An 11,711-nucleotide genomic window follows, 5' to 3' on the forward strand; every position below is an offset into this window, starting at 1 on the left:
TCGAGAAGGGGTGAAAGCGGGCCCGCAGAAATTCGAGCGGGGACATATTGCCCACGGACGACGCGGACCACACGGATCGGAAGAGGGACTTGCAAAGATCGGGCCGACTGACCCTACTGCTCTTCTGAAAGCCCTCCGAATCCGTGTGGTCCGCGTGTTCCGTGGGCCAAACTCTTGCTTTGAATGACTCCCGACTTTCCCTTCAAGCCCTCTACCACTCGCTTGTCACTGCCGGTCACCCCTGATCCAGCCGGGATCTGAGTTCTGAAGGGAGGGCAATCTCGCTTTGAACTTTGAGCCATCGCAGCGCGCCGGGATGGTCCTGGAACTCGCCCTCGAGTTGGGCTTCGAAGGCGGCGTGGAGGATTGCTCCCATTTCCTTTCCAGGCGACATGCCCAAGGCGAGCAAATGCCGACCGAGCAGGATTCCCTTGGGCGCCTGGTGCTGGAGGCAGAGCTGCCCGGCCTTGGCCCGCAGGTCCACCAGGGTTTGGGGAAGGACCGCCGGTCGCGGGGGGCGGCCGAGACAATCGGCCGCCATGACGACACAGAGGCCCTCGATCGTCTCCGGCTGGAGCCGATTGGCCAACCTTCGCACCGCGCGATCAGTCGAGGCTTGCAGGTGTGCCAGGTGGTTGATCACCAGGGGAAGCACTCGGGCCACAATGTCATTGGGAGCTTTGAGGCGCTCAAGAAATGTCTGGGCCAGCGGACCGCCGGCTGCCTCGTGTTCCGGCGAGACAATTCGCATTTTTCCGTGGCGGAGTTCCTGCCGGGTCGTGCTGGGTTTTCCGAAGTCATGGGCGAGAATGGCCAGCATCCAGGTCACCCGCGATGCTTCGTCGGCCCGCTGCCATTCCGGCAGTGCGACCATGGCATCGCAGCAATGGCCCGTGTGAACGAACACATCGCCCTCCGGATGCCACTCTGGATCCTGGGGCACACTCCGCAGTTGGGCCACTTCGGGGAAGTGCTCAATCCATCCGGTATCACTTAGAAAACGGAGACCAGCTGAAGGTCGAGTGCTTCGACTGGCCCACTTAAACCATTCGTCGCGGATTCGTTCGGGCGCGAGTTCCGTACAGCTGGGGGCGATCTGTCGGCACAGTTCGATAGTTTCCGGCGCCGGGGAGAGATCGAATCGGGAGACGAACTGCATGCCGCGCAGGACTCGCAGCGGATCCTCGAAGAACGCGTTGCTGGTATGGCGAAGAATGCGTTTTTCGAGATCGGCCAACCCGCCGTGGCAATCGATGATCTGACGTTGGCGTGGATCAAACAGCAGGGCGTTGACGGTGAAGTCGCGTCGGGCGGTGGCTTCGGCGAGATCGAGGCTGGGATCGAAGCTGGTTTGGAATCCTTTGTGCCCGGTCCCGACCTTGGAGTCGCGGCGCGGGAGTGAAAAGTCGAAAGTCTGGCCGGGACGCGTGGTGAGCTTGATCACACCGAACGACTTGCCGACCAGGTCGAGTTTCCCGAAAGGGGCCAGGAGGCGTCCGAGCGAATCGAAGCTGTGGCCGAAGACCTCGACATCGAAGTCCTTGCAGTCGCGACCGATCAGCGCATCGCGAACGCCGCCGCCGACAACATAGGCTCGTTCGAGGCCGGGAGTGTTGCAGAGGATCTCGCGCAGGTCCGCGGGCAGCGAAATATCGATCGAATGCGTCAGGCACGGCATTGGCGCCGATTAAACCCGGGCCGAGCCAGGGTAGCAAGCGTGTGCGAGGCTCACCTGCTAGGACGGAACTGATTTTTTCCGAGTGAGGGCAGCGGGTTTTCCCTCCGGGGAGCCGGGGCTCTGGTCTTCACCTCCCAAAATGGGTACTAAACAAGTTGTAGGGGATCTTCACGTGTTCGCGTGAGTTCCTGAACCCGAAACCGAGAACGCGCAGGGTTCAAAGAGATTACGGGGCGTGGAGCGCAGCGACACCCCCGGTCTTTCGGCTCCTAAATAAACAGCACCCTGAAAGGCGTGCCACCCGTCGGCCAATGGACTGACGAACTGAGGAGGTTCCTTAAAGCGGTTGACGCAAGTCTCAGAAGCCAGTGGCATCGCTGCGCGATGCTCCGTACTTTCAACAGTTCCGGGGGTGCGAGCACCCCCGGCTATTCTCTTTGAACCCTGCGGGTTCGAGCCCTTCCGACAAGTTGGGAAACACCGGTATCAGCCCACTTGTGTGGTCCCCATTTTTGGAGGTAAAGATCAGAGTCACACCCCGCTAGAACTAGGGTGTGACTCACGGTTAATCTGCCGTTAACCCCTAGTTTATGGGATTGTTTGATCCGGGTGAGCTGGCAGGCTCAGGAGAGAATGTTCGATACCACTCCAGTGAACGATCGCAGGCGCGAGGCGGCCGAGAGCCTCCGCTTTGGCGGGTGTTCCTCGACGGCGTGGAGCCTTGGGTTCCTCTCCCTTCTCTTCATACTCTCCGGACTCATTCCAGCGGTTGCAGCCGAATCGTCTTCTGCGCACTCCCTGACGACGAGGGTTTTGTATGACGCCGATGGCCAGCGGGTGGGGAAACAGACGGTTCGATGGGATGAGGTTCAGCAGCGATGGCGAACGAACCTGACGCGATTCGTTATCGACCCGCAGCATCCGAGTGGCTATGCGCAGCGACTGGCTGAGCAGGGGGAGGGTGGGGAAGGGGACCGTGCCTACCTTCATGGCGTACATCCCATCACGGAAGTGGGGCGAGATGGAGCGCGTTACGCGGTGGTAGATGGACATCACTCCGTGCGAGGGCAAGTGGAGGAACGAGGAGAGCTCGCTGGACTACGTAATTACGATGCTTTTGGCGGTGAGTTGCCTGGCGGAATCGCGACGAAATGGGAGACGGATTGCGAAGCGGCCGGTTATGCCGGCGAGTTCTATGACTCGGCCAGCGGGTTACTGGATCTGCGCGCCCGGCACTATGAACCGCATCTCGGCCGATTCCGAACGATGGATTCCTATGAGGGCCGACCGGAGCTTCCGGCGGGTCTCCACAAATACAGCTATTGCGAGAATGAGCCGGTGAATCATACCGATCCGAGCGGACATGAGTCCCTGGGAATGCAGTCTGTCACCTCGGGTGGTATCGGGACCGTGGCTCGGATGGCGCTTCCGACCGTCGGCCGAGCTTTCGTTCATTCACGGAATCTGATCGGTAGATCCCTGGTGCAGGCGACGAGACTGCGGAGGGGCGATCCGATGGAGTATTTAACCGGCCGCGGAGTCGGTGCACTTGCTGGTCTCGCCACGGTAGCGACGGGGCTGGGGTTGGGACTTGCTTTTGAGGATGATGACGAGACTGAAGGAAGGATTCTTTATCGAGGGATGTCCGGCCAGTCCATGCCAGACTTACTGCCTGATGGGGAAACCCAAGTTGGGTCGTATCTTGGGATTCGTCCGAAGGATATTGAAAATGTTCGCGATGGTATGGTGATGCCAACGGATCAGGGCCTCTCGGTTACCCCGAATAACCCTTCACTCATGCACCCGTTCATTCTAGGAAAAATCGCCAACGGGAAAGCTCGAGTTTGGGGCATATACGAGGGCCTCGTAGATCCTCGTTTGACGGTCAGGCCTGACCCCAAAGACTTGGAAGGGCATGCTTTTATAGGAGTTTCTGCCCCGATGCCGGTCGCTGAGTTTAAGAGGCGGATCTATGAGACGCAGCCGCTGTGGTCACCATTAACACCGTGAAGTGAAGGAGGGGAGAGAATGGCTATACTGTTTATGCTGGTTGCGGAATGTGGCTCCGACGAACCCAGTGCCCATCGGATCGTGGAGCACTTTCTTCAGGTGAGTTGGGTGCTTTCAGACGGTTCGCCCATGTTCTTCAAATCAGACTCGAACGACGTATGGTGCCGAGGCGGTGTGTTTTGGTGCAGTGTCTTTCCCGACGGAGTGAGCGCGAGTGGGGCAAGCCAACGCATCACAAGCGATGCCCTGAGAGTTGAAATTGTAAAGCGGGGCTATCAGGAATTGAGAAGGGTGGATCTCTTTCGTTTTGCGCTCATTGGTTGGGAGGCTGCAACACAGTGCGATTTGGATGAAATCCTGCAGGCTATGGTTGATCCTGACTCGTTGCCGCGGGGTTTGGTGATCAACGATGATCTGTGGTCAAAACTTGGCTCCCCGCGCGCGTTTGAGCGGTTTGGTCAGCGCTCCTGGTGGAGACCATTGAGGGATCAGGATTACCTCAACTTGGTGAGCACTCGCAGGCGGTGAAGGGTCTGTCGTGTGTTTCACGCTGAGAAGGAGAGAATCACCATGGCTTTCCTATTCATGCTGGCGGCGGAGTGCGGACAACATCGGAGGTCTGCCGAGCTCATTGTTCAACACTTCGAGAGCATCCGATTCGAGTTGTCGGATGGCAATAGTATTGGGTTTAGCCACGATCCAGGGGCTATCTGGACCCGGGGAGACGTGATCTGGTGCTGGGCGATTCCGGACGGAGTCAGCGCGGGTGGACTCCCACAACGGGTCTGCACGACAGCTGCAAGAGTAGAACTTACAAAACTTATCCATGCGGAGCTAAGATTGCTTAAGGGATTCCGGTTTGCGTTGGTGGGATGGGAAGCTGCTTTAGGCCCGGACTGGAACGAGATCGTGAAAGAGGTAGCGACTCCCGAGTTGCTACCGCCTGGGCTTATCATTGACGACGATCTCTACAGGACTTTGGGTTGTCCTAACGGGTTCGAGCCCTTCGGGGAGGGAACTTGGTGGCGACCCGTGTCCGACGAGGTTTATACCCAGATCATCGCATTCTAAGGACTTCCCTCCGGGGGAGGCGGGAAAGCGGTAGAGGGCTCTCATCTTCGCTTCCAGAAATGGGGGCTACACAAGTTGTAGGGATCCTCACGTGTTCGCGTGAGTTCCTGATGCCGAAGCCGAGAACCCGTAGGGTTCACAGAGATTATACGGGGCGTGGAGCGTAGCGACACCCCCGGTCTGTCGGCTCCTGAGTAAATAGCACCCTGAAAGGCGTGCCAACCGTCGGCCAATGGACTGACGAACTGATAGATTCCTTGAAGCGGTTGACGCAAGTCTCCGAAGCCAGTGGCATCGCTGCGCGATGCTCCGTACTTTTAACAGTTCCGGGGGTGCTGGCACCCCCGGAGGCGTCAAAAAACACGGAGCATCGCGCAGCGATGCCACCGGCTTCTGGAGCTTGTTTCACGGCTATTCAACAAACAAGAGCCTTTCGTCAACCTACGCGCCTGCGGGTGGCACGCCTTTCAGGGTGCTGTTCCATAGGGGGATGACAGACCGGGGAGGCAGGTGCCAGAGGGACCCGAGTTATGAGTTGAAGTGAGTTATGAGTTGCCCAAGTGGGATCGTCCGGGCACGGACGATCAAAGCGGGGGCGAATACTCACGCTCCCAACTCGTCACTCATCATTCATGACTGCTTACGTCGTCTCCTACAGTTTCAACCCCCTCGTGGATCACTCGGCGAAGCGGGCGTGGATGGCTTTCGCGATGGTGGCGAAGGCTTGGGCCGGGGCTTCCTTCGGAGCGGAAACCGTCACGGGCGTTCCTTGATCGCCACCGATCCGAATCGCGGTGTAGAGGGGGATCTCACCTAGGAACGGAAGATGAAGTCGCTCGGCCTCCGTTTTCCCGCCGCCATGACCGAAAATCTCCAGTCGCTCGTTGTTAGGGGTCACGAAATAGCTCATGTTCTCCACGAGCCCCAGAATGGGCACGTTCACTTTCTCGAACATCGCGATCCCTTTGCGGACCACTCCCAATGAAGCCTCCTGAGGCGTGGTGATCACCACCCCGCCATCCAACGGCACGGTCTGACACAAGGTCAGCTGGGCATCGCCCGTGCCGGGGGGGAGGTCGACGAGCAGGTAATCCAGGTCGCCCCAAGCTACCGAAAAAATGAACTGCTGGATCGTTTTGACGATCATGGGCCCACGCCATATGACAGGGGCGTCGCCGTCGAGCAGGAAGCCCATGCTCATGAGCTTCACGCCGTGGTTGGAGACGGGCACGAGCTTCTCCTCGTCATTCACCGTCGGACGTTCTTTGACGCCCATCATGAGGGGAATGCTCGGGCCGTAGATGTCGCAATCCAGAAGTCCAACCTTGAGTCCCAGTTGGCTCAGCGCACAGGCGAGGTTGACGGAGCAGGTGGACTTGCCCACGCCGCCCTTGCCGCTCGCCACCGCGATGATGCGCTTGATGCCCGCCACCCGGCTCTGATTCGACCAGGGGTTTGGACCGGCAGCAGCTTGGGCTGTTCCCGCGGCAGGCGATGGGCCGGCGGGCAGTTTGACTTCGATGTGGGTATGGGAAATGCCGGGAATCGACTTCAGCACGCGTTCGCATTCCGCTTTCAGCTGGGCCGCAATCTCGGCGTTCGGAGTCGTGAGCGCGAGCAGCAGACTGACGGCTCCCTGGTTGGCCGCTACGTTCTTGACCAGGCCAAAGGAAACGATGTCGCGGGAGTAACCAGGATATTTAACTGCTTTGAGCGCCTCGGTGATGGTGGAGGGATTCAAGTCCATGGTGCGGTAGTCTAGTCTTAGGCGGTCAGTGGGCGGCTTTACCAGAGACGGCGGCGGCATGCGCTGAAAACGACACCCCTCGGCCGGTTGGATTGATGACGGAATCGATCACTCCGCTCTCGAACTCCTCCCACATGGGCGACATGGCCCGCAGTTTGGTGACGATCTTGGAGAAGGATTCCACGACGTAGTCAACCTCCTCCTCCGTGTTGTCCTGGCCCAAAGTCATGATGATGTTTCCCTGCGCCAGGGCATGGTCGAGTCCAATGGCTGCCAACACATGCGAGATCTTCAGCGATTTGCTCACACAACTTGACCCGCTGGCCACGGCGATTCCAGCGACATCCAGGCTGAGCAGCTGTCCTTCGCCTTCAATAAACTCAGTGCTCAGGTTCAGGTTGGTGGAGATCCGCTCGGGCCCGGGCTCCGGCCCGTTGAGCTTGATGTAAGGAATCTTCTCTTTGAGCCCCTTCCATAGACGAGCTTGGAGGCGCGCCGTGTGGGCTGCGCGGGCAGGCATTTCGCGCACGGCAATCTCGGCGGCCAGGCCGCCACCAACGATTGCGGGCACATTTTCGGTTCCGGCGCGGCGTCCGCCTTCTTGGACGCCACCATGCAGGATGCTCACGAGTCGGGCTTTCCGATTCCGATACAGGATCCCGACGCCCTTGGGCCCGTAGAAACGATGCGGGGAAAAGGAGACCAGGTTGGCTCCCATGGCCTGAACATCGATGGGTAACCATCCGGCGCTGGCTTCGCAATCGACGTAGAACGGGATCGACTTCTCATTCAACAGCCGGCCGATCTCGGCGATGGGCTGGATCGTGCCAATGTCGTGGTTCACGTGGTGAACCGCCACCAGCACGGTCTTGTCGGTGAGCGCGGCAGCGACATCCGCCGGTTTGATCCGGCCTTCGGCATCGACCGGCACGCGGGTGCAGGTCCAACCCTGTTTCTCCAGAAACTCCACCGAATTGACGACGGAGGGATGTTCGGTTGCGGAAATCACCAGGTGCTTGCCGCGACGCTCGTTCGCATAGGCAACGCCTTTGATGGCCAAGTTCGCCGACTCGGTGCCATCCGAGGTGAAGAAAATCTCTTCCTCGCTTTCGGCGTTGATCATCGCCGCGATGCGCGCGCGCGCCTTCTTGAGTGCATCCCGAACCTGAAGTCCGTAGTGATGGAGCGAGCTGGGATTGCCGAAGGCCTCGGTGAAAAAGGGTTTCATCTCCTCGAAAACCTCGGGGAGGAGGGGCGTTGCCGACTGATGATCGAGAAACACGTGTTTCATAGCTGTGTAAGGCTCTACTGCGAAGTGCCAAGGGTGACGAGAAAGTTTTTTCTTTCCTGCGGGAAGGATTCACCTTTCGCAGGTCGCGAATTGTCCTATCGGACGCAAGAATGCTCCAGCAACGGCGCGTCGAAGGCTGAGACCCCTGGAACCATCAGGTTCTCCGGGGCGTACGAAGGAGGCGAGTGGAGCTCGCGAATCAGACCGTGGCTGCGGTCTTGGCGGTCTCGGTGGATTCCGGATTCTTTTTGACGTAATCCTCGAGAGCGGCCTTGAGGGCTTCCTCGGCGAGCACCGAGCAATGGATCTTTACCGGGGGGAGGCCTCCGAGGGCATCCACGACCTCTTGATTGGAGAAGCTCATGGCCTCCTCGATAGTGCGACCCTTGATGAGTTCGGTGGCCATGCTGGAACTGGCGATCGCGGAGCCGCAGCCGAAGGTCTTGAACCGCGCATCCTCGATGCGGCCGTTCTTGATCTTCAAACTGATTTTCATGATGTCTCCGCAGGCGGCAGCGCCGACTTCGCCGATACCATCGGCGTCCTTGATGTCCCCCATGTTGCGGGGATTCAGGAAGTGATCCATCACGGTTTGATTATACAGAGTGTAGGTTTCGCTCATGTGGCTTGTCCTCGTTGAAATTGTTGTCAGTTCTTTATTGAAAGGGCTTCGGTCGCCTCGCGGGCTTTGGCGCGCGCACGGGCGGCGCCGGCGGGAAGGTGTTTCTTTTCCAGGTCCGCAATCGTGGTGCGGGCGAAGACATCCTTCACCTGGTCCTGGGCTTGCTCGAACACGCTGCACAAGGCGCAACCTTCCTGGCGCTCACAGCTGGAGGCACTTTGAAGGCAGCGTTGGAGAGCCATCTTGCCCTCGATGGCTTCGAAGACTTCGAGGAGAGTGATCTGTTCGGCGGACCGGGCGAGGGTAAACCCGCCGCCGGAGCCGCGAACCGACCGAACCAATCCCGCTCGTGCCAGGCTCTGGAAGATCTTGCTCATGAAACTTGGCGGAGCGTCTTCCTCCTGGCTAATCTCCTCCACCATGACCGTTTGCCCCGGCGCTCGGCGCGCCAGGCAAATGAGCCCCATGGCTCCGTATTCGACTGCTCGAGTAATTTGCATAAACCCAATACAGGACTAAATCGGTCCTATTGCTCCTCAATGTAGGAACGAAGTTGGAGAGAGTCAATGGAGAGTTAAGATTTAGTTGAGGAGAGGGTGTAATTTGAAGTGGGGGAGATTCAGGTTGAATTGAGCGGGTAACTCCCTGCGATGGTGCGGGCTTTCAGCCCTTAGCGCGTGTCGGGTGAAGAATCCTGGGGTTGTCACCCCAGGCTGGGATGGTGCTGGGCCTGTGGCCCGCCGACTCCAACACGACTGATCCATTCCATTCGAACCTGGGCTCACTGGTCTAGGCTGGCTTTGGTATTGGGTCGAAGGCTCGTCGGGCTTGAGCATCAACGGTGCGTCCTATCCCAGCCTGGGGTGACAACCCCAGGTTACGATCCACCTCCCATCCAGGGCTGAAAGCTCGGCATCAGGCTGCCGAGTCCGTCCCGCCTTTACCACCTCTTTAACCCGGAATTGATCTTACCCCTTGGCAGCTGGCACAGCGCCCAGCCGCTCGTAGAGCTTGGCTAGCCGTCGAGCGTGTTCGTCGTAGGCCGCTTCGAACAGCTCCGTGGCTCGAGGCGTTCCGACCAAAGCGCTGGCGGTCAGGACTTTCGGAGGGTGTCCAGCTTGGGTGAGCCGTGCGGCTACCTCGGCTTTGACACTATTGATCAGGAGGCAGCCTCCGATAGTCGACCCCGGGGCTACGGGGGTGTCGAGATCGGGGACTCGCACCATGGCATCGCCCACGGGGGCTCCGGTGTCGAGAACCAGATCGGCGAAGTCCTGCAGCTTTTTCCCGCCGGGGTGACGAGTTTGGCTCGCGTCCGAGTGGCGTTGGCTGACGACGGCCACAACCCGGATTCCTCGAGCCTTAAAGCCTTCGGCCATCTCGATGGGTACCAGATTGCATCCACTGGAGGAGGCGACCAGGGCGGTGTCGACTGGGGACAGGTCAAAGTTCCTCAGGATGCGAGCAGCGAGGCCAGGGACGTTCTCCAGGAACATGGCTTGGCGTTGCCCGTTGGCACCCACGACCAAGTTATGGAAGCTGAGGCTGAGTTCCACGATGGGGTTGAAACCTGGAAAGGATCCATAGCGTGGCCACATTTCCTCGACCAGGATGCGGCTATGGCCGGATCCGAAGAGATGAACCATTCGACCAGCCAGGATGGTGGCAGCGAACCAATCGGCGGCTTGGCGGATGGCCGACGACTGGGCTTCCACCCGGTCGACGATTTGTCGGCATTGTGTTAAGTAGTCGAGGCTCGGAGTCATGTTAAGGGAAGGAGAGTAAGGAAGGCTGCCGCCTCACGAAAGTGCAAAGTGGGGGGGATCGCTGGAGTGCGAGGTGGTAGGTGGTAGATGGTAGGTGGTTCGGCAGTTGGTGAACCACACAAATGCTTTTCCATCCGAGTCATCCGAGAAATCCGTGGTTACAACTGCCATTTTCAGGATAAACCTCGTCGGATCGATCTTCGATCAAAGCCCGCCTTACCGCTTATGATTTTGGGGCCCACTCGTTCAGGGCGCGTTCGGGCAGTGACGGTCCTTCAGCGGGCTGGAGCAGCTCGAGCGCTTGGCCGACCAGGTACAGGGAGCCTGCAATCACTGAGAGCTCGGCATCCCGGGTTGACCGCAGCGCTGCAGCTACCGTGTCCGCCTTTTCGATGCGGAGTTGTGGGGCACGCGATCGACAGAAGGGCTCGAGTTCATCCGGTGTGGCGGTGCGGTTGCTGTCCACCCGCACCAAAACCAGTCGCTTCATGAGCGGGAGCAGGACCTCGATCATGGTTTCCCAAGCTTTATCCTTGAGCACTCCGAGGACGAAGACAGCCTGTTGACCTGGGTATTCTGATTCCAGTGTGTCCCGAAGCACTTGGGCTCCATCCGCGTTGTGTGCACCATCTAAAATATGGATGGTTCGGGGGGAGGCGACCCGCTGAAACCGGCCCGGCCAGGTCGTCTGTTCGAGCCCTTGCTTTCGGGCCGCCAGCGAGACGGGCAGCTGATGGTTGAGCGTTTCGACGGTGGCCAGTGCGACGGAAGCGTTCTGCCGCTGGTGCGGGCCTGGCAACGGAAGCTGGACGCCATGGAGCCCCGGTGACTCGGCCGTTTCCGTGGTCAGCAGACGCAGTGGGGCGCTCTTCAACCGGCAAACCTCCCGCAAAACCAGTTCCACCTCCGGTTGCTGGGGGGCGCTGACACAGGGGATGGCTGGTTTGATGATCCCGGCTTTCTCGGCGGCGATCTTGGCCACCGTGTCTCCGAGCCATTGCTGGTGATCGAGGCCGATGCGCGTGATCACGCTCGCCAAAGGAGTGACAATGTTCGTGGCGTCCAACCGACCTCCGAGGCCGGTTTCCCAGACCACCACATCGCAGCGCTCGTCTGCAAAGTGGAGCAGGGCCATGAGGGTTACCACCTCGAAGAACGTCGGATGATCCGGCTCGCTCAGTTTCGTCAAGGCTGGCCGTATTCGGTTCAACAGATCCACCACTGCTGCTTCCGGCAGAAGCCGACGGTTGATCTGGATGCGCTCGCCGAAGTGCACAAGGTGGGGTGAGGTGAAGAGGCCCACCTTGAGTCCACTCGCCCGATACATGCTCTCCAGGAAGGCACAGGTTGAGCCTTTGCCGTTGGTTCCTGCCACATGGATGAAACGCAGCCGTTCCTGCGGTGAACCCAGTTCGGCCGCGAGTTGGACGGTGCGTTCCAGTCCAAGTCGCATGCTGAACTGGCCCAACCCGTGGAGGAATTGGATCGCTTCCTGATAGGTCATCGCCCCGACGATGCCCCAGGCG

General features: G+C 59.3%; 10 protein-coding genes. 3 read left to right on the top strand and 7 right to left on the bottom strand.

Annotation, left to right across the window (positions count from 1 at the left end):
- Positions 1-235 precede the first annotated feature (235 nt).
- On the bottom strand, positions 236-1,678 hold the full coding sequence (locus JNN07_25880; GenBank protein ID MBL9171188.1) for a hypothetical protein: 1,443 nt from the start codon (positions 1,676-1,678) through the stop codon (positions 236-238).
- A 633-nt stretch (positions 1,679-2,311) separates the two neighbouring features.
- Between JNN07_25880 and JNN07_25885 the strand changes: the two genes are divergently transcribed.
- The 3 genes from JNN07_25885 to JNN07_25895 are packed head-to-tail and all read left to right on the top strand — an operon-like array spanning position 2,312 to position 4,759.
- Positions 2,312-3,688 carry an RHS repeat-associated core domain-containing protein gene (locus JNN07_25885; protein ID MBL9171189.1) on the top strand — a complete coding sequence of 459 codons (1,377 nt, stop codon included), beginning with the start codon at positions 2,312-2,314 and terminating at the stop codon, positions 3,686-3,688.
- An 18-nt stretch (positions 3,689-3,706) separates the two neighbouring features.
- Positions 3,707-4,216 carry a hypothetical protein gene (locus tag JNN07_25890; GenBank protein ID MBL9171190.1) on the top strand — a complete coding sequence of 170 codons (510 nt, stop codon included), beginning with the start codon at positions 3,707-3,709 and terminating at the stop codon, positions 4,214-4,216.
- Between the two features lie 42 nt (positions 4,217-4,258).
- Positions 4,259-4,759, top strand: coding sequence for a hypothetical protein (locus JNN07_25895; GenBank protein ID MBL9171191.1), 501 nt, complete (start codon positions 4,259-4,261; stop codon positions 4,757-4,759).
- Positions 4,760-5,435: 676 nt separating this feature from the next.
- Here the strand turns inward: JNN07_25895 and JNN07_25900 are convergent.
- From JNN07_25900 to JNN07_25925, 6 genes are all read right to left on the bottom strand, one after another.
- Positions 5,436-6,506, bottom strand: a complete 1,071-nt coding sequence (locus JNN07_25900; protein MBL9171192.1) for an Mrp/NBP35 family ATP-binding protein — start codon at positions 6,504-6,506, stop codon at positions 5,436-5,438.
- Positions 6,507-6,531: 25 nt separating this feature from the next.
- A complete protein-coding gene (locus JNN07_25905; protein MBL9171193.1) occupies positions 6,532-7,797 on the bottom strand; it encodes a cysteine desulfurase in 1,266 nt (421 codons plus the stop codon).
- Positions 7,798-7,996: 199 nt separating this feature from the next.
- Entirely contained in the window at positions 7,997-8,419 is a 423-nt protein-coding gene (gene nifU / locus JNN07_25910) for a Fe-S cluster assembly scaffold protein NifU (GenBank protein ID MBL9171194.1), read from the bottom strand.
- A 26-nt stretch (positions 8,420-8,445) separates the two neighbouring features.
- On the bottom strand, positions 8,446-8,919 hold the full coding sequence (locus tag JNN07_25915) for an Rrf2 family transcriptional regulator (protein ID MBL9171195.1): 474 nt from the start codon (positions 8,917-8,919) through the stop codon (positions 8,446-8,448).
- A 468-nt stretch (positions 8,920-9,387) separates the two neighbouring features.
- Positions 9,388-10,185: an SIS domain-containing protein gene (locus JNN07_25920; protein ID MBL9171196.1), complete on the bottom strand. Its 798-nt coding sequence runs from the start codon at positions 10,183-10,185 to the stop codon at positions 9,388-9,390.
- Positions 10,186-10,408: 223 nt separating this feature from the next.
- Positions 10,409-11,689: a bifunctional folylpolyglutamate synthase/dihydrofolate synthase gene (locus JNN07_25925; protein ID MBL9171197.1), complete on the bottom strand. Its 1,281-nt coding sequence runs from the start codon at positions 11,687-11,689 to the stop codon at positions 10,409-10,411.
- Positions 11,690-11,711 lie beyond the last annotated feature (22 nt).

Source organism: Verrucomicrobiales bacterium (assembly GCA_016793885.1).
Taxonomy (GTDB): domain Bacteria; phylum Verrucomicrobiota; class Verrucomicrobiia; order Limisphaerales; family UBA11320; genus UBA11320.